General features: G+C 40.6%; 19 protein-coding genes and 1 pseudogene. 16 read left to right on the top strand and 4 right to left on the bottom strand.

Annotated elements, in window-relative coordinates; translation table 11 throughout:
- Positions 1-12 precede the first annotated feature (12 nt).
- Positions 13-582 (bottom strand): hypothetical protein, encoded by a 570-nt coding sequence (locus JI667_RS02320; protein WP_206849959.1) that lies wholly within the window; start codon positions 580-582, stop codon positions 13-15.
- Positions 583-786: 204 nt separating this feature from the next.
- On the opposite strand from JI667_RS02320, the gene JI667_RS02315 reads away from it, so the two are divergent.
- Positions 787-1,170 (top strand): DUF4190 domain-containing protein, encoded by a 384-nt coding sequence (locus JI667_RS02315; protein WP_206849957.1) that lies wholly within the window; start codon positions 787-789, stop codon positions 1,168-1,170.
- Between the two features lie 85 nt (positions 1,171-1,255).
- Here JI667_RS02315 and ispG read toward each other — a convergent pair whose 3' ends face one another.
- The gene (gene ispG, locus JI667_RS02310) at positions 1,256-2,362 is read right to left on the bottom strand and encodes a flavodoxin-dependent (E)-4-hydroxy-3-methylbut-2-enyl-diphosphate synthase (RefSeq protein WP_206850514.1); all 1,107 of its coding nucleotides are present in this window, start codon (positions 2,360-2,362) and stop codon (positions 1,256-1,258) included.
- Positions 2,363-2,487: 125 nt separating this feature from the next.
- Entirely contained in the window at positions 2,488-2,859 is a 372-nt protein-coding gene (locus JI667_RS02305; RefSeq protein WP_206849954.1) for a hypothetical protein, read from the bottom strand.
- Between the two features lie 58 nt (positions 2,860-2,917).
- Between JI667_RS02305 and JI667_RS02300 the strand changes: the two genes are divergently transcribed.
- Entirely contained in the window at positions 2,918-4,093 is a 1,176-nt protein-coding gene (locus JI667_RS02300) for an MFS transporter (RefSeq protein ID WP_206849952.1), read from the top strand.
- 44 nt (positions 4,094-4,137) lie between these two features.
- Here JI667_RS02300 and JI667_RS02295 read toward each other — a convergent pair whose 3' ends face one another.
- On the bottom strand, positions 4,138-4,911 hold the full coding sequence (locus tag JI667_RS02295) for a DUF1189 domain-containing protein (protein ID WP_206849950.1): 774 nt from the start codon (positions 4,909-4,911) through the stop codon (positions 4,138-4,140).
- 242 nt (positions 4,912-5,153) lie between these two features.
- Here JI667_RS02295 and JI667_RS02290 point away from each other — a divergent pair, with 242 nt between their 5' ends.
- The 14 genes and pseudogenes from JI667_RS02290 to JI667_RS02230 all read left to right on the top strand — a co-directional run bounded on the left by JI667_RS02290 (position 5,154) and on the right by JI667_RS02230 (position 19,322).
- Positions 5,154-6,782 carry a Na/Pi cotransporter family protein gene (locus tag JI667_RS02290; RefSeq protein ID WP_206849948.1) on the top strand — a complete coding sequence of 543 codons (1,629 nt, stop codon included), beginning with the start codon at positions 5,154-5,156 and terminating at the stop codon, positions 6,780-6,782.
- Between the two features lie 78 nt (positions 6,783-6,860).
- A complete protein-coding gene (locus JI667_RS02285) occupies positions 6,861-7,340 on the top strand; it encodes a DUF456 domain-containing protein (RefSeq protein WP_206849946.1) in 480 nt (159 codons plus the stop codon).
- 323 nt (positions 7,341-7,663) lie between these two features.
- On the top strand, positions 7,664-8,272 hold the full coding sequence (locus tag JI667_RS02280; protein ID WP_034757581.1) for a superoxide dismutase: 609 nt from the start codon (positions 7,664-7,666) through the stop codon (positions 8,270-8,272).
- A gap of 105 nt (positions 8,273-8,377) precedes the next feature.
- Positions 8,378-9,592, top strand: coding sequence for an MFS transporter (locus JI667_RS02275; protein WP_206849944.1), 1,215 nt, complete (start codon positions 8,378-8,380; stop codon positions 9,590-9,592).
- 226 nt (positions 9,593-9,818) lie between these two features.
- Positions 9,819-11,945, top strand: a complete 2,127-nt coding sequence (locus JI667_RS02270) for a peptidoglycan D,D-transpeptidase FtsI family protein (RefSeq protein WP_206850512.1) — start codon at positions 9,819-9,821, stop codon at positions 11,943-11,945.
- A 299-nt stretch (positions 11,946-12,244) separates the two neighbouring features.
- The gene (locus tag JI667_RS02265) at positions 12,245-13,165 is read left to right on the top strand and encodes a phosphate ABC transporter substrate-binding protein (protein ID WP_206849941.1); all 921 of its coding nucleotides are present in this window, start codon (positions 12,245-12,247) and stop codon (positions 13,163-13,165) included.
- Between the two features lie 84 nt (positions 13,166-13,249).
- Positions 13,250-14,167, top strand: coding sequence for a phosphate ABC transporter permease subunit PstC (pstC, locus tag JI667_RS02260; RefSeq protein ID WP_206849939.1), 918 nt, complete (start codon positions 13,250-13,252; stop codon positions 14,165-14,167).
- On the top strand, positions 14,167-15,054 hold the full coding sequence (gene pstA, locus JI667_RS02255; RefSeq protein WP_206849937.1) for a phosphate ABC transporter permease PstA: 888 nt from the start codon (positions 14,167-14,169) through the stop codon (positions 15,052-15,054). The genes pstC and pstA overlap by 1 nt, the downstream gene beginning before the upstream one ends.
- Before the next feature lie 18 nt (positions 15,055-15,072).
- Positions 15,073-15,888, top strand: a complete 816-nt coding sequence (gene pstB / locus JI667_RS02250; protein ID WP_206849935.1) for a phosphate ABC transporter ATP-binding protein PstB — start codon at positions 15,073-15,075, stop codon at positions 15,886-15,888.
- Positions 15,889-15,911: 23 nt separating this feature from the next.
- Complete coding sequence (pstB, locus tag JI667_RS02245) at positions 15,912-16,685, top strand: phosphate ABC transporter ATP-binding protein PstB (RefSeq protein WP_206849933.1); 774 nt, start codon at positions 15,912-15,914, stop codon at positions 16,683-16,685.
- A gap of 54 nt (positions 16,686-16,739) precedes the next feature.
- Positions 16,740-17,399: a phosphate signaling complex protein PhoU gene (phoU, locus tag JI667_RS02240; RefSeq protein ID WP_206849931.1), complete on the top strand. Its 660-nt coding sequence runs from the start codon at positions 16,740-16,742 to the stop codon at positions 17,397-17,399.
- Between the two features lie 166 nt (positions 17,400-17,565).
- A complete protein-coding gene (locus JI667_RS02235; RefSeq protein WP_206849929.1) occupies positions 17,566-18,186 on the top strand; it encodes a hypothetical protein in 621 nt (206 codons plus the stop codon).
- Positions 18,183-18,383: pseudogene (locus tag JI667_RS24015) on the top strand (HAMP domain-containing protein); the annotation flags it as partial. The gene JI667_RS02235 and the pseudogene JI667_RS24015, both read left to right, overlap by 4 nt.
- Positions 18,375-19,322, top strand: coding sequence for a methyl-accepting chemotaxis protein (locus tag JI667_RS02230; RefSeq protein WP_414635217.1), 948 nt, complete (start codon positions 18,375-18,377; stop codon positions 19,320-19,322). The pseudogene JI667_RS24015 and the gene JI667_RS02230, both read left to right, overlap by 9 nt.
- Positions 19,323-19,352 lie beyond the last annotated feature (30 nt).

Here is a 19,352-nt window from a genome sequence, read left to right as displayed (position 1 = left end):
GAGGCTTTTTTTCTATGATTGATTTTGAAGCCAGTTATGAACCCAGGTGTCCGCTTCATGCCAATCATTCACCCGGATGACGCCATCGGGAACCGGCTTTTGATTGTAGGGTGTATTGAATAATAAAACGGGTATGGAGAGTTCTTCTGATATGGCTACGGCATTATCGTGCTTATCTTCAAAGAAGATGTCGACTTCATGTTTTTTAGCAGTTGAAATTTTATCATGTGATCCGATTAATTCAATATGGTGATACATGATGTCCTTAGCATTGAACCAATCCCTTGTAACCTGGATGAGATCCGATCTTCTGGCACTGATAAAGTAAAGCTCATGTCTTTCTTTCCATTCATCCAGGATCTTCTTGGCACCGGAGGCAAGGGGAGATTCTTTATAAATGGACGGCTCTGCTTCTTTAAACCATTTCCCAAAGGTTTGAGGTGAAATATTCAGAACTTCGGTCAGTTCGTATTGTGTGATGTCCTGTAAAGTCAAATTTAATTTAAAATGATCATTTATGTGAGGCAGTAAAGATTCTGGAGACGTGACTGTCCCATCGATATCAATTCCGAAACGTTTCATTCTTTATCATGCTCCTCTTTATGAAAACTCCTTCAATTTTATCATATTCCCCGCGTAGAAATAACCTTAAAGGAAATAAATCTTCTTCTGGTTGATAAAAATGGATGACCGAGCTAACAAAAATGACAAAGATTAGCATAGTAAAAAAGCTGAACTGACACACAATAAGAAGGCTCCCAAACACAGAAAGTGAGGGATTGCTGTATGAGTGATGAACGACGCGAATTAAACAGCGTTGATCGAAATCTTCAAGATATCGACGTGTATTACGACAATCCGGAAACAGATGTGGATAGAGATGATTACCGCGAAGAAACAGCAGCAGAAATTGCTGCTCCAATGAATGTCAGCCGCGACTTTGAACATGATGCCGTGGAAGATACGACAACATCAGGTCGTGTGTTAGGATACTCTGCACTTGCCTTGTCCATTCTTTCCTTATTTATTCTCCCGGTTATTATGGGGGCAGCAGGAATTGTACTTGGATTTGTGGCAAGACGCCGTGGAGCAGAAATGCTTGGTGCCTGGGCGATTGGAATTGGGGCCGTATCGATAATCGTAGGATTATTTGTACTGCCGTTCTTTTAAAATAATTCGATTTCTTGAAATTAGGAGCGTTTCAGGAAACCAGAAAAGAGGGCTGATCTATGATCAGCCCTCTTTAAACATGGAATTATACTTGCTCCTGTTCTTTCTTTTCAGCTTCCTGCTTAGCGAAGTATTCTTCTGCAATCTTGTCGATTTCTTTCTTTAATTCTTCAACCATGGTTTCCTCAGGTACTTTACGGACCGTTTTTCCTTTGCGGAAGAGGAGTCCTTCCCCACGGGCGCCGGCAATACCGATGTCGGCCTCTCTGGCTTCACCAGGACCGTTCACTGCACATCCAAGGACGGCCACTTTGATCGGTGCTTTAATAGTTGAAATGTATTCTTCCACTTCATTGGCAATTGAAATAAGATCGATTTCGATACGGCCGCATGTAGGGCAAGAGATAAGTGTAGCTGCATTGGATGCTAATCCAAATGATTTTAACAATTCTCTTGCGACCTTCACTTCTTCGACAGGGTCAGCGCTCAATGATATACGAACTGTATTACCGATCCCGAGGCTAAGAATGGCCCCAAGACCTGCTGCACTCTTTACAGTCCCTGCAAACAGGGTGCCTGATTCGGTGATCCCGAGGTGAAGAGGGTAGTCAAACGCCTTCGCTGCTTTCGTGTAGGCCTCAATCGCTAAATTTACATCTGAAGCCTTCATGGAAACGATGATGTCATGGAAATCAAGGTCCTCCAGGATCTTAATATGATGAAGGGCACTTTCGACCATCCCATCAGCTGTTGGGTATCCGTACTTCTCCAGGATCTTTCTTTCCAGGCTTCCTGCATTTACACCGATTCGAATTGGAATACCTTTTTCTTTCGCTGCTTTGACGACAGCCTCCACTTTTTCACGGCGCCCGATGTTTCCAGGATTGATCCGGATTTTATCAGCACCGCCTTCAATGGCTTTTAAGGCTAGTTTATAATCAAAATGTATATCGACAACAAGTGGGATATTGATTTGCTTTTTGATGTCAGCAATGGCGTTTGCAGCCCGTTCATCTGGACAAGCGACGCGCACAACCTGACATCCTGCTTCTTCAAGACGGTGAATTTCCTTAACCGTTGCTTCAACGTCATGCGTTTTGGTAGTTGTCATGCTTTGGATGACAACTTCGTTATTACCGCCAATAGTTAAATCTCCGACTTTGACCGGACGTGTTTTTGAACGATGTATAATTTCACTCAAGTGTAATTCGCTCCTTTAGAAAGGTTCTCAAAGTTTCATTATAAGTAATATGAAGCTATTGTAACAGTGTTTTATGTGAAATGACAAGAAATAGGTGTTATTTTCGCCTTGCAGGATTATTGATAATTCGGTATTTTATACGTCTTTCCTATCTGTATTTTCGCCGGAGGGAGATCATTCAATTTTTCAAAGTCAGTGATGACCCTATCAATGGAAACAGGAATGGACCCATCTATAAGGTCCTCTACCAGGCTCAGCACTGTATCACCTGGCTTTACTTCCATTTCTACATAAGGAAGAGAAGAAGTATCCCGTTCTCGTACTCCTTCAACAGGGGTAGAAGGCTTTGTTTGATTTACATTCACGCGTGGAGCTGAGTTTGCCACGGTCGCTTCTTTATACAGGAGCTTTAACGTCCCATTATTTAAATCATAATAAACGCTGTATAGAAGAATGATAATACCAATGAATATAGCCATTCTTTTCATCCATTTTTCCTCCCGATTAGTTTGATGTATGAATGGTCGTTGAAGGAGTTGTGAATTTATGCGGGATAAGCTTCTTCCATTTGTGATTGGTTTACTACCTATATTGATGGTGCTTGGTAACTCAATGCTCATTCCAATCATTCCCGACATTGAAGCAGATTTGCATTTGAAGTCCGGCTGGTCAGGGTTCATATTAAGTTCATTTACGATACCGGCGGCACTGGTCATTCCATTTACAGGTGTACTGTCGGATCGTTATGGGAGAAAGCGATTGATAAGCATTTCCTTGTGGATCATGATTCTGGGAAGTGTAGTATGCATATTCAGCAGAGAGGATATCAGTCTCTTTATGATCGGCAGAGGATTACAAGGTGTTGGGGCGGCAGGGACGACACCTCTTGCCATGGCGTTGATTGGCGATCTTTATCAGGGACAGGAACGATCACGGATGCTTGGCTCTTTGGAGGTTTTCAATGGTATGGGTAAGGTAGCAGCTCCCCTTGCTGGTGCAGCTATCGCTCAGCTTATTCTTTGGCACCAGTCCTTTTGGGTGTTCCCGTTTATATCTATCGTGATTTTAGGCGGTTTACGATATACGGTTGAATCTAGAGAACCTAAGCAGAAAAAGGATAAACAATCATTCTCCGCTATCTTTCGGTCAAAGGGACGTTTATTGATTCCTCTATATACGATTGGGGGAACGGGCTTATTTTTATTATTCGGCATGCTCTTCTATCTTTCCTACCATATTGAAAATACTTTTCAAATCGATGGATTTTTCAAAGGGTTTACTTTCATCTTCCCCCTGGGTGCGATGACGATTTGTTCCTATTGGTGTGGGAAAAGGATGAAGACTGGTGAGGAATTGGGGTGGAGGTATTTAAAATTCGGTTTGATGATGATGGCCATTCCTTTAGGCTTATTAAGCGTGTTTCCTGGACTGGGCTTCCTGATGTTTTTAATCACGATAAGCTTTGGGGGATTGGGTTTGATTCTACCAGTCATCAATACATTTATTACCGGGAGCGTTCGGGAACAAGATAGAGGGCTTGTTGTCAGTCTTTATGGAGCGGTACGGTTTAGTGGTGTGGCGTTGGGGCCGATTGCCTTTGACTTATGGAGGGAAGACCTTGAACAGATGTACGTGATTGCATTTTTCTTTTCATTATTCAACATCTTTCTATATAAATTTCTTTCTTTAAGGTCAAAAGAGGTTCAGCCTGAGATTCAATAGTCGCTATTAAAACAACATCCCCGTTAGAGTGACGGGGATGTTGTTTAATGACGTATTTTCCTTTGAGGAATTTCTTTCACTACTAAATAAAGGATAATGGTAATCACAAACCAATCCAATATGGGAGCAGCGGGAATCTTGGTTTGCAATAATTCCATAAGGGTAAAAAATAACGTAGAAACAGTAGCTGAATAGGCTGTGATCCTAAAGCTCTGACGGTATGGCAAATTTCTCTTAAGAACATTTGCGAACGTAATGCCTATAAGAGCAAAAATGGTTATTTTCAAGAAGGTCATTCCCGAGGTGAACAGAAATAGGATAAACAGGGCAACGGGAATAAGTATCCATTTCAAAGCAATGAGGGAATCCATCAAATCAAGTAAGCCTTCTTTCGATAAGGCCGTATCCCCAAACAAAGAGTAGGAGGAAGATTGAACGTTACCCTGATTGATCACAACGAAATCCTGTTTCAGGAAAGCAATGGTATTATCCTGTTTGTCCAGGTCCTCTTCTTTGATCTCGCCCGTATCATCAAAGATGATCGTCATGTTGTCTTTCTCAATCGTCATCGATTTTGACTGTTCAGAAGATAAGGAACCGTCTTTAATTGAAAAGGGTGGAAGTTCCTTATCGACTGATTCCTTCAAGGTATCGAGGGCATTGCCTGTAAATGCTACAAATTGTATGACTGTTGGGATGATAGAAAAAAGTGCCAACAGAAAAATGAAACGAATCGTCTTACCAATCCCCTGGAACCGGAATTTTGCAATATCTTTTGGGGAATAGATACTTTTATACAATTGCTGAAATACATTCATTAGAAACTTTCTCCTTTCTTGCACACTCTATCTATTTTATGCTTGTCTTTATGCATCATCAAGTATAGACCCTGAAAAAATTAGAATTATTATCATTTGTAATATTATTGTAATAAAAGGCGAGTTTTATTAACCTATTGTAAATTTGGGGTAAAAAGTATTTACGTAAGCTCCATTATATATTAAAAATGATATGGGGTTTTTGTTGTTTAATGTCGAAAATATATGTAGGGGTTGAAAAGATGGAATTAAATTGGCAAGAAATGTTGTTTCAGTTCTTTGGAGGATTGGGTATTTTCCTCTTTGGGATAAAGTATATGGGGGACGGACTTCAGAAGTCTGCCGGTGAACGCCTGAAGGAAATTCTGGATAAGTTCACGACTAATCCATTCATGGGTGTTCTGGCGGGTGTTTTCGTAACGGTCCTGATTCAGTCGAGTAGTGGGACGACGGTTATCGTTGTCGGGCTGGTAAGTGCCGGGTTTATGACCCTCAGACAATCAATCGGTGTCATTATGGGTGCCAATATCGGTACAACAGTAACAGCATTTATCATTGGTGTTGACATAGGGGAATATGCACTCCCGATCATTGCCGTTGGTACCATTCTGTTATTTTTCTTCAAGAATAAGAAAATCCATAACTTTGGTCAAATGATCTTTGGTTTTGGTGCATTGTTTTACGGGCTGGAGCTAATGGGGGGAGGAATGAAACCTCTGCGCTCACTGGAAGCATTCCATGATTTGACCGTTAGTATGAGTGATAATCCGATTCTTGGTGTTGTGGTTGGTACATTGTTCACTGTCGTTGTACAAAGTTCATCTGCAACGATTGGTATCCTTCAGGAACTGTACAGTTCTAACCTGGTTGATTTACAAGCAGGATTACCTATTTTATTCGGGGATAACATCGGTACAACCATTACTGCAGTTCTGGCAGCACTTGGTGCATCGGTTGCGGCAAGACGTGCAGCGGCGGTCCATGTACTGTTTAACTTAATCGGAACAACAATATTCTTGATTATATTGCCGTTTTTCTCTAAATTTGTAGTCCTTCTACAAACCACATTCAATCTCAATGAGCCTATGACCATTGCATTCGCTCATGGTACATTCAATATAACAAATACAATCATTCAATTTCCGTTTATCGCCGTATTAGCGGTGATTGTAACGAAGTTAATACCTGGTCAGGACTCCATTGTCGATTATAATTCTAAACATTTAGATCCTGTGTTTATTGAACAATCTCCATCCATTGCACTCGGACAGGCAAAAGAAGAAGTTCTTCGGATGGGGGCATTTTCGGTAAAGGGATTACAGGAAACGAATGAATTCCTGAAGACAAAGAGTTCAAAAAATGCTGAGGCAGCTTATCAAATTGAAGGTGCCATCAACAATCTCGATAAGAAAATTACGAACTATCTCGTGGATCTATCTTCTGCTTCCCTTTCGGAATCTGAATCTGAGCGCCATTCAATCCTGATGGATACGGTTCGGGATATTGAACGGGTGGGTGACCATTTTGAAAACATTGTTGAATTAGTAGAATACCAACAAGCGAACAAGGTGAAAATCACCGATGATGCCATGTCCGATCTTGAAGTCATGTTCAATTTGACTATTGAGACAGTGGAAAAGGCTATTCAGTCATTAGACCTGAATGATACGGCAATTGCCAGGGAAGTAGCTGAGAAAGAAGATCAAATAGATAAAATGGAACGTAAACTTCGCAAACAGCATATTCTTCGTTTAAACGAAGGTAAGTGTTCGGGACAAGCAGGTATCGTCTACGTAGATATCATCAGTAACCTGGAGCGTATAGGGGATCACGCAGTCAACATTGCAGAAGCGGTGTTGGGAGTAGAATAAATAAATTCCTTTTTCTGACCTCTTTGATCATTGTCAAAGGGGTCAGATTTTTTTATACTCGAAATGAGGTGTTGAAACGTGGAGATCATTTACTGGAGCATCATTATGATACTCATGATTTTATCTTTTGTCGGCCTGGTGTATCCAATCTTGCCAAGTGTCGTATTTTTAGTAGGCAGCTTTCTGTTGTATGGAGTGTTTTTCAGCTTTGAGCCCTTCAGCTGGCTGTTCTGGACTGTACAGATCCTCTTTGTGTCCTTATTGTTCGGAGCAGATTATATGGCGAACCTGATCGGAGTGAAAAAATTCGGGGGAACGAAGGCAGGGGTATGGGGAAGTACCATTGGACTGCTGTTAGGTCCATTCGTCATACCTGTCGCAGGAATATTGATTGGTCCCTTCCTTGGAGCTGTGATTGGGGAGTGGTTCGTCCATCGGTCTAACCTGAAGACTGCAGTCAAAGTTGGAATAGGATCGGTGATAGGCTTCATCTCAAGCGTATTCACAAAAGGATTCATTCAAGTTGTAATGGCGATCTATTTCTTCTGGGTTATTTAATTCCTATGTGCAGACTACGTGGGAAGCATGTAAGACATTAACCTTTTGGTGATCCGATCTGTGTGCTCGATTGCTGAGGGAGTAGCAATAGATCGCAGGTAAAGCGAGGAGCTGGAGCCGAATGAACCACTCCTCTTAATAAAAAAATGACAAAATAATATTCAAATGACTAGTCAGCAGAAAATAGGGTATTTTATTCTTGTACGAAAAAAGTAAGAGATTGAAGGCAAAATATTTGAACAGCTATAGTTGTTTTGGTAATCTTATACTGAAACGACCTGAATATAACTATTCAGGAAACTATACATAGGGAGGAATTTATTATGGCTTACGAATTACCGCAATTACCTTACGCATATGATGCATTAGAACCTCATATCGACAAGGAAACAATGAACATCCATCACACAAAACACCATAACGCATACGTGACCAAAGTAAATGATGCACTTCAAGGACACGACGATTTATTAAGCAAATCAATTGAAGATCTTGTTTCTAACTTAGACGCAGTTCCTGAAGGTGCTCGTACGGCAGTCCGCAATAATGGTGGCGGTCACGCTAATCACTCTCTATTCTGGACGGTACTATCACCGAATGGTGGAGGCGCTCCATCTGGAGAATTAGCAGATGCCATCTCTTCAAAATTCGGAAGCTTCGATTCATTTAAAGAAGAATTCGCAAATGCGGCTGCAACACGCTTTGGCTCAGGCTGGGCTTGGCTTGTAGTAAACAACGGTGAATTAGAAGTAACAAGCACGCCAAATCAGGACAGTCCTCTAATGGAAGGTAAAACTCCTGTTTTAGGCCTTGACGTTTGGGAGCATGCTTACTACCTTAACTATCAAAATCGTCGTCCCGATTACATCAGTTCATTCTGGAACGTTGTAAACTGGGATGAAGTAGCTAAGCGTTATTCAGCTGCTAAATAATGTAAGCTTTCCGGAAGAGGGGTTCTTTTAAGAACCTCTCTTTTTTTTGTATAAGTTTCTTCCCTTTTTCAAAAGATAGGGGTACGTTAAAGGGGAGTTTTTCACATGAGTAGCTATAAAAAGGTATTAGGCGATATTGATTTAACGAAAGATCTCACTTTGCTCCTGTTAATCGGAGGATTGTACTCATTGAGTATTGCTCTCTCCAACACCTTTGTGAACATTTACCTGTGGAAGCAGACAGGTGAATTCATTGATTTAGGGGTTTATAATTTAACCGTGGTCATCTTTCAGCCTTTGACATTTATCTTAGCTGGAAGACTGGCTAAGAAAGTGGACCGGGTGATCGTATTACGCTTCGGTGTTATTTTTTTGGCTCTCTTTTACATATCCGTCCTTGCATTTGGAGAATCGGCAGAAAATTTTCTTGTCGTATTGGGTGCGCTCCTTGGAATTGGATATGGCTTCTACTGGTTGGCCTTCAATGTTCTGACATTTGAAATCACTGAACCTGAGACGAGGGATTTTTTCAATGGGTTCCTTGGTACATTGACTTCAGCGGGAGGCATGATCGGACCGATTCTTGCCGGATTCATCATTTCAAGGTTTGCTTCCTTTAAAGGGTATACCATTGTATTTGGAATCTCTCTTTTATTATTTTCCCTCGCAGTGGTCATGAGCTTCTTCCTCAAAAGGCGACCGGCTTCAGGGAGGTACTTATTCCTTAGGATTCTGGAAGAAAGAAAACACAATCACAATTGGCGGCTCATCACCAATGCCCACTTTTTCCAGGGTCTCAGGGAAGGGACGTTCATCTTTATCATTTCTGTCTTTGTCTTCATCAGTACTGGAAGTGAATTTGCCATCGGTACTTTCGGGCTGATCAACTCGGGTATAGCTTTTATCGGGTACTATGTCGCTTCCAGAGTCATAAAGAAACCCTTGAGGAAACGGGCTATTTTATTGGGGGGAATCCTCTTGTATCTGGCAATATTCCTCATCGTATTTGATGTAACTTATACGAAATTATTGCTTTATGCTGGAGTCATTGCCATTGCCTATCCCATTTTGCTGGTGCCTTATATTTCTATGACCTATGATGTCATTGGGACAGGATGGAATGCAGCTGAAATGAGAATCGAGTATATCGTGGTTAGAGAGATTTTCTTGAACCTCGGCAGGATCGTATCGGTCCTTTCTTTCATCGTAGCGGTGACCCTCTTCAACCAGGAAGAAAGCATCCCCATCTTACTGTTAATTCTTGGGGCGGGACATACGCTGATCTATATATTTATACGAAAGGTCGTTTTGCCTTTATAAGGAACATAAAGCAAAGAGAGGGAAAGATTTCCTCTCTTTACTTATGGCTAGATTATCCTTGAAGAATTCTATAAAATGATAAGAGAGGAAACAGGATGAATCTACCTCATTCTTATATTTAATAAAAAGGTATCAGAGAAGAGTTAGAAAGAATTTTTACATATAGGAAGGGCTGGAAGAATTGAAAAAGAATAAGAGAAAAAGAAAGACGCATGTTCCCGTTCGGATGAATTTGCTGTTTTTTGCCGTGTTCTTATTATTTTCTCTTCTTGTTCTTAGACTTGGACTTGTTCAGATTGTGAATGGGGAGAGCTATAAGAAAGAAGTGGAAAGAACAGAGGATATAGTGGTCAATACGGGTGTGCCACGTGGGAAGATGTATGACCGTTATGGCAATGTGATCGTCGATAACGTTCCACTCAATGCCATTACCTACACTCGTGCAAACAGCACAAAGATCGAGGAGATGATCGAGGTTGCCTCCAGACTTTCTGAGTATATCGAAAAGGATACAGATGATGTCACGGAAAGGGACAAGAAGGATTATTGGTTGATCAATCATAAAGAAGAAGCTGATGCCAAAGTCACTGCATCGGAAATCAAAAAACTTCAAAATAATGAGGACCTTTCTGAAGACGATGTAAATAAAAAAGTGTATCAAATGAGATTGGACCGAATCACCGACAAAGAACTTGCATCACTTACGGATAAAGATTTGGAAATCATCGCTATCTACCGTGAATTTTCAAGTGGGTACGCCCTGAATCCACAAATCGTGAAAAATGAAGATGTCACACCACAAGAATTCGCAGCCGTCAGTGAGCATTTGAGTGAACTTCCAGGTGTGAACACCACTACGGATTGGAAGCGTTCATACGTATTTGATGATACGTTACGGACCATTTTAGGAAATGTATCCTCTGCCAGGGAAGGACTGCCGAAGAATCTGGTAGATTCATATTTAGCACAGGACTACAATCGGAACGATCGGGTGGGGAAAAGCTACGTAGAATTAGAATATGAAGATGTACTTCAAGGACAAAAAGAACAAATAAAAAACGTGACAAAAGGCGGCAGTGTACTGGAATCTGTCCTGGTCCAACAAGGTCAGAGAGGGAAAGACATTGTCCTTACCATTGACATGGAACTTCAGCGTGAAATTGAAAAAATCATCGAAGAAGAATTAAGTAAGCAGATTGTCAATCGTAATGCATCCCCTAATTTGGATCGTGCATATGTCGTCATGATCGACCCAAATACAGGTGAAATCCTGGCTATGGCCGGAAAACAATATGTGAAAAATCCCGAGACGGGAAAATATGAAATGCGGGATGCTGCACTAGGAACCTTTACCTCTTCTTATGAAGTGGGATCAGTTGTAAAGGGCGCGACCGTCCTTACAGGCTATATGACAGGGAAATTGACACCGGGAGAAGTATTGATTGATGAACCATTGAGGATTAAAGGGACGAAACCGAAAACTTCCTGGTTTAATAAATATCAGCAAATTCCTATGACCGATCTATATGCACTGGAGAAATCCTCCAACGCCTACATGTGGAAGGTTGCCTTGAAAATTGCAGGCGGCAGATATGTACCGAATGAACCAATCGTAAATAATCCAGAAGCATTTGATACCTTTAGAAATCACTATGCTCAATTTGGTTTAGGTGTGCCGACAGGAATCGACTTGCCCGGAGAATCTTCCGGTCTAACAGGAACCAAGACGGACCCCGGTTTCCTGCTGGATTTGGCGATTGGCCAATTTGATACGTACACAACCATGCAGCTGGCACAATATGTTTCCACCATCGCCAATGATGGTTACCGTGTGCAGCCTCATATCATGAAGGAAATAAGAGAGCCTACCAATGAGAAGGAAAGTCTCGGACCTATCCTGTTTGAGAAAGAAACAAATGTCCTGAACCGTATTGATGCCACACCGGCACAGATCGAACATGTTCAAGATGGTTTCTATCGGGTTTACCACAACCCTGAAGGAACGGGTTACTTATTTCATGACGCACCGTATAATGCGGCGGGTAAATCCGGTACAGCCGAAACGTATGTAGATGGGGAATTGAACTATAACACCACTTTGATTGGATATGCACCTTTTGACAACCCTGAAGTAGCTTATGCTACGTTGGTTCCAGCATCACATATCCAAGCAAGCGGTGTGTCTGATCCTTATGTAAATAAATACATCTCCAGACGGGTGATGGATAAGTACTTTGAGTTAAAGAAAGAACGTGCAGAAAAAGTGAAAGACCCAACATCGGTTAACAAGAAAGTGGAAAATGCGGAAGAAGCAGAAGAACAGATGAAAGAAGAAAGAGAAGAAAATAATTAACAATAGAAACTGACTTATGGGAAATTTGTTCCATAAGTCAGTTTTTTTATGGAATAAACTATGGTGTATACCCTTAAAAAGATTAAGTCAATCAGATTTTTTTTATAATGATACATAATCCAATAAGTATAAAACAATACTAGTCCTATAAGGGTTTTAAGCATTTATGAACCGCGGAATCATGAAGAAAAATGTCGAATTTACAAAACCTTTACAATCGATTAAAACACAATTAACACTCATCTATTAATCTATAACTCGTAGGACAAAACAACCAATATTTTAGGGGGAATTAAAGAATGAAGAACTTCAAGAAATACGGTCTGCTTTTAATCATTGCAACGTTAGTAGCATTTGCAGCTGCATGTGGGAATGGAAGCAGCAAAGATGAAAATGCTGGAGACAACAATGATGAAGGTAAAACAGAACAAACAGCTTCAGGTTCAATCGTAGTTTCAGGTTCTTCTGCAATGCAACCACTTGTTGCGGCAGCAGCTGAAGAATTCATGGCAGAAAATCCAGATGCAGACATCCAAGTTAATGCTGGTGGATCTGGTACAGGATTATCCCAAGTTTCTGAAGGATCAGTTCAAATCGGTAACTCAGACGTATTCGCTGAAGAAAAAGAAGGTATCCCGGCGGATGAGTTGGTTGACCATAAAGTAGCGGTTGTAGGTATGACAGCTGCAGTTAATCCTAATGTTGGTGTCGAAGACATTTCTAAAGAAGATCTTAAAAAAGTATTCACTGGTGAAATCAAGAACTGGAAAGAGCTTGGTGGTAAAGATCAAAAGATCACTCTTGTAAACCGTCCTGATTCTTCTGGTACTCGTGCAACATTCGTGAAATTCGGTCTTGATGGAGAAACTCCTGCTGAAGGAATCACAGAAGATTCTTCAAACACTGTAAAGAAAATCATCAGCGAAACGGATGGAGCAATCGGTTACCTTGCTTTCTCTTACTTCACAGATGAAAGTGTGACACCACTTGCCGTTGACGGTGTAGAACCAACGGATGAAAACGTACAAAAAGGCGAATTCCCAATCTGGGCTTATCAACATTCTTACACTAAAGGTGAAGCTGATGGTTTAGCTAAAACATTCCTTGATTACATGATGAGTGAAGATGTTCAGACTGGTTTATTAAAAGACCAAGGTTACATCGCTTCTACAAAAATGGAAGTTGAACGTGACGCTGAAGGGAAACAAACAAAGAAGTAATTCAAGATGCAATTAAATAAATTGATAGGGTAGATGCTTGAGGGCATTTACCCTATTATCTCGTATTTAGGGGTGTTTACGGTTATGGAAAACAAGCTACCTGCCTCAAAGAGGCTGATTAAAAGCAATAGATCTTGGATGAGCGGTGAATTTAAGGGAAAATTCCTGGTGACACTAAGTGCAGTCATCATGATTGCGGCAACAATATCAATTACCATTTTCTTAACTTCAAAAGGGTTGCAATCATTTATTAAAAATGGTGTAAGTCCAATTGAGTTCTTAACCAGTCCAGATTGGAGTCCTACAGGGGAGAACCCGATGTATGGCGCTTTGCCTTTCATATTTGGATCATTTGCTGTAACGATTCTTTCTGCTTTCATTGCAGCACCGCTCGGCATTGGAGCGGCGATCTTTATGACAGACATCGCTCCATCTTGGGGAAGGAAAATCATGCAGCCGATTGTAGAGCTTCTTGTAGGGATTCCTTCCGTTGTTTATGGATTTATAGGGCTTACAGTTTTAGTTCCATTCATTCGCAACCATACATCCGGTATCGGATTTTCATTACTGGCCGGAATGATTGTATTATCTGTGATGATCTTGCCTACCATCACAACCATTGCCACTGATGCCATGAGCTCTTTGCCAAAAAGCCTGCGCGATGGATCATATGCATTAGGGGCAACAAGATGGCAAACCATTAGAAAAGTTTTAATCCCGGCAGCATTGCCAACTTTATTGACAGCTGTAGTATTAGGTATGGCGAGAGCCTTTGGTGAAGCACTGGCTGTTCAAATGGTTATAGGAAACACGAGAGATCTTCCTCAAAGTATAGTAGATGCGTCGGCAACATTGACAACGATCATAACGTTAAATATGGGACATACCACTTATGGAAGTGTTGAGAATAACACGCTATGGTCCATGGGTCTTATTCTGTTGATTATGTCTTTCGTATTTATCTTATTAATCCGCTACTTATCATCTAGGAGGAAAGTCTAATGAATAGTAAAAGAGCAGACAAGATCGCCACAGGTTTTTTCATTGGGATAGCGACAATTATCATTGCGCTATTAGTTGCTCTATTTTCTTATATATTAATTAAAGGACTTCCATATGTGACATGGGACTTCCTGACAACCCCATCAAGTGCCGTTCGTGCCGGTGGAGGAATACGAGATCAATTATTCAACTCATTCTATATTCTGGTCATCACGATGATCATAACGGTTCCGCTTGGTGTTGGCGGAGGAATCTATATGGCTGAATACGCTAAACCGGGTAAAATAACGAATACGATCCGTTCATGTATTGAAGTATTGGCCTCACTACCATCAATCGTCATTGGAATGTTTGGATTATTAGTGTTTGTTAATACAACAGGCTGGGGATATACCATTATAGGAGGAGCGTTGGCTCTTACAGTCTTTAACCTTCCGGTATTGGTGCGTGTAAGTGAAGATGCCATCAGAGGAGTCCCACGGGAATTGAAAGAGGCGAGTCTTGCTCTTGGGATCACGAATTGGCATACGGTGAAAACGGTTCTTATTCCAGGCGCATTCCCCTCAATTCTGACAGGGGCGATCCTTGCGTCAGGACGCGTGTTCGGGGAGGCAGCTGCATTATTATTCACAGCGGGACTTTCCACTCCAAGATTGAACTATATGGATTGGAACCCATTCTCTCCTACATCACCATTGAACCTTTTTAGACCTGCTGAAACCCTGGCGGTTCACATCTGGTCTGTCAATACACAAGGTTTAATCCCTGATGTAGACGAAAAAGCTGCAGGTGCATCAGCCGTCTTGATTCTTTCTGTCTTGATCTTTAATCTGGGTGCACGGTTCATTGGAAGCTACATTCATAATAAAATGACAGCGACTAAATAATAGAAGGTGTGATAGTACATGTCGGTTCAATTAGAAATGAAACAGGAACGCTCTTCAAGAGTAGCGAATAGATTTAAAAAAGAGACCATCATCGATGTTCAGAATTTAAACTTCTATTATGGTGATAATCACGCAGTGAAAAATATTAATATGGAAATTGAAAAAAATGCTGTAACCGCTCTGATCGGTCCTTCAGGTTGTGGGAAATCAACCTTCTTAAGAACGGTTAACCGCATGAATGATTTAGTGCCGATCGCTCGTGCAGAAGGGAAGATCATGTATGAAGATGTCAATCTTCTTGGTAAGAACATTGACGTTGTAGCCCTTCGAAAAGAAATCGGAATGGTTTTCCAGAAGCCAAATCCATTTAGCAAATCTATATACGAAAACATTGTTCATGCATTGAAATTTTCAGGAGTCAAAAAGAAAAGTGTGTTGAATGAACTGGTAGAAGAGAGTTTGACAAAAGCGGCACTTTGGGATGAAGTAAAAGACCGCCTTCATACTTCAGCACTGTCACTATCAGGCGGACAGCAGCAGCGTTTATGTATCGCAAGAACGATTGCGATGAAACCGACTGTCATGTTATTGGATGAGCCTTGCTCGGCTCTTGATCCAATCTCAAATGCAAAAATTGAAGAATTAATCACCGATTTAAAAAAAGAGTACACGATTATCATCGTCACCCACAATATGGGGCAGGCATCACGTGTCTCTGACAAAACGGCATTCTTCTATAATGGAGACTTAGTGGAATTCGACCAAACCGAAAAGATTTTCACCAATCCATCAGAAAAGAGAACAGAAGACTACATTTCAGGGCGTTTCAGTTGATCATTTAGTTGGAGGGGTTTCGTGTGTCAATAGCAACAGCACAAAAAACGGCATTTAACGTTAATGACCTAAATCTATGGTATGGCAATAACTATGCGTTAAAAAATATTACATTTCCTATATATGATAAAGAGGTAACAGCGATCATTGGTCCATCAGGATGTGGGAAATCGACATTCGTCAAGACATTAAACTTGATGAATCGATCGGTTCCTGGGATTAAAATGTCCGGTGAAATCAATTATGATGGGACGAACATCCTTTCAGACAAAGTTGATTTAGTCGAATTAAGAAAAAAAGTCGGGATGGTATTCCAAAAGGGGAATCCTTTTCCTCAAAGCATTTATAACAATATTACATTCGGACCGAAAGTGCATGGGGTCAAAAAGAAGAAAGAACTTGATGAAATCGTGGAATCCACTTTAAAGAGTGTTGCATTATGGGATGAAGTAAAAGATCGATTGGATGCCCCTGCCATGGGCCTCTCAGGTGGACAACAACAGCGTCTGTGTATTGCCAGGGCACTTGCGACTAAACCTGAAATCCTTCTGATGGACGAACCGACGTCTGCTCTCGATCCCATCTCTACTGTTAAAATCGAAGAGTTGATCAGTGATCTTAAGAAACAATATACGATTGTCATTGTCACTCATAATATGCAGCAGGCAGCAAGGGTATCTGATAAAACGGCTTTCTTCTTGTTAGGGGACTTGATTGAATTAGACGAAACGGATAAAATATTTTCTAATCCTACTGACAAGAGAACAGAAGATTATGTGTCGGGTCGATTTGGATAATACCCACAGATTAAAAAACGGTTCTTCATCATTACTTAGCAAAGGGGAATGAGTATGGCGATTAGAAGAAATTTTGATAACAATTTAAAAGAGTTAAAAGACAAGCTTTTTGATATGGCTGATCTTGCTAAAACGTCTTTAAAAGAGTCTGTGGTAGCCTTAAAGACACAAGACATTGAACTGGCAGAGGAAATCATCAAAAAGGATCATGTAATCAATCAATATGATAATGAAATTAACAACCTTGCCATTATCTTAATTGCAAAGGAATCACCTGTTGCAACAGACCTGCGGAAAATTATTTCGGCATTAAGAATCTGTTCTGAAATTGAACGGATCGGGGATATGGCGACGAACATCGCTAAGTCTACCCTGCATATTGGGAATCAGAAATTAATAAAACCAATCGAAGAAATTCCTAGAATGCTTTCAATTGCTGAAGAAATGCTTGAAGAAGCGTTGACTGCTTTCTACACAGAGGATGCTTCCATGGCGAAGAAAGTAGCGGATCGGGATGATGAGGTTGATGAGTTATACGGTCAATTAGTCAAAGAACTTATGACGTATATCCCGAACTATCCTAATGAAATCAGTCAGATTACACAACTGGCCTTTACGTGCAGATATATTGAACGTGTAGCAGATCATGTTACGAATATTTGTGAAAATGTTATTTTCTTAGTGACTGGTGAACGTTTTGATTTGAATAACTAAGTTTTTGCGTCTCTTCTTAAAATGAAGGGACGCTTTTTTAAATTAATAGTCATTAGCCCCCCTTTGTAAAGATTATATTAAGATAATGGTGAAACTATAGAAAAAATGGGTATTTTGGTACATATTCTTAATAGACACAAAGTTTTACATACAGGAGGATTCAATTTTGAAACTATCTATTCCTTTTAGGAAATATGTATCGAGAATCAAAGAAAATCGAATTTCATCCCGGCTTTCATATCATCATTCCATAAAAAATAAACTTGCCTACACGTTTCTATTGAATGCCGTGCTGTTTATTTCATGCGTGGGCTTAGCTCTCTTCAGTCTGAATCATGTCATGCAGGATATGCGTTTTATGAAAGATACCGGAGAGCACTCTGTAGAAATCACGGAGTTAAGCAGGCTTATTAATGCCAAGGATATTCGGATTGCCGATTACATAACGTTTTTAAATGAAGAAGATGTGAAAGAATATCGCAAATTAAGGGTAGAGCTCAACGAGAAGACAAATGACATCCTGAAAGATCTGAACAAGGAAGATCAAGAATTTATCCGGACTTTTTCTCAAAATAATAACACGATCGATGAACTGTTCATCAAGGAAATTGCTCCAGCTGTCGTTCGCTTAGATGAAGATATTTATACAAATGCCCGGAAACAAATAAGTGTTCTTAGGGACGAAAATAATCAAATCTTATTAAAAATAAGAGAGCGCACCCTCGAGCAACAAAATTCTGTTATGAAAACAACTGAAAATAATATGCACTTATTTTTTTCTGGTTGATTGGTTTTGTCCTTCTTTCCTTGATTGCAAGTGGATTCATCGTCACGCTTGTTTCAAACAAGATAAATAGGAGCATAGGAAAAATCCTGACCGTTACCAAATCTGTTGCACAGGGGGATTTAACCCAATCGATTCCTCCTACCAGGAGCAAGGATGAGATAGGCCAGTTAAACTACTCTATCAGCCATATGGTAGAGCGTTTAAGGGAGTTGGTGTTTGCGATCAAAGACGGTTCTTCTACGGTTCAAAGCAATAGTCAGAACATAAAATCTCTTGCAGATTCCATCAATGCCTCCAGTCACCAGGTATCTGATTCCATGTATCGGTTATCGATCAGTTCCGATGATCAAGTGGCGGCTGCCCGTCAATTGAATAATCAGTATCAAACTTTCAATGATCAGGTCACTCAAGTAGAGATGAATGGGCACTCCCTGTCATCTCTCTCAACGTACATGCAAGGGATCACTGTAAAAGGATTCGCTTCTATGAATTCTACGACCGAACAAATTGAAATGGTGTATAAGAAAATAAAGAAAACGTATGACCTTTTGGATAGATTAGAGGGAAGCGCAACTGATATCAGCAATCTGACAAAGAGCATCAAGAAAATTGCCGATCAGACCAACTTACTTTCACTAAATGCTTCCATTGAAGCGGCAAGAGCGGGAGAAGCAGGTAAAGGATTTTCTGTTGTTGCAAATGAAGTTCGAAAGTTGGCACAAGACGTAGATTCCTCATTGGTTGAAATAAACCATAGCGTTCTGAATGTTCAACATATATCCAATGAAGTTTCCAGTTCTTTAAAAGACGGGTATCAAGAGCTGGGTATCGGGAAGGAATACATTCAAAAGACAGGAGATCATTTCAAGGAGATGAAGGAACAAGTCTCAGGAATGGATCGGAATATTACGGATATCTCTGGTAGCCTTGAGTTACTAAAAGAATACATGAACCATATTCAAGGAGCATTTCAAAGCGTTGCTGCTGTCGGCAAAGAGTTTAACAATGGAACGGTTACCATCAATTCTTCTGTCCAGGAACAAAATAGTCTGATTGAAACGTTGTATGGGCAGTCGGATGATCTAATTGAAAAAGCAGATCAGCTTTCTGATTTGGTTAAGACATTTAAGATGTGAAAAAACGGCTGACTCCGAAGTAAAAGGAGT

It is taken from the genome of Bacillus sp. NTK074B, from assembly GCF_017303375.1.
GTDB lineage: Bacteria > Bacillota > Bacilli > Bacillales > Bacillaceae_B > Rossellomorea.
Note: the sequence above shows the minus strand (reverse complement) of the source record. Positions and strands in the feature narration are given on the sequence as shown.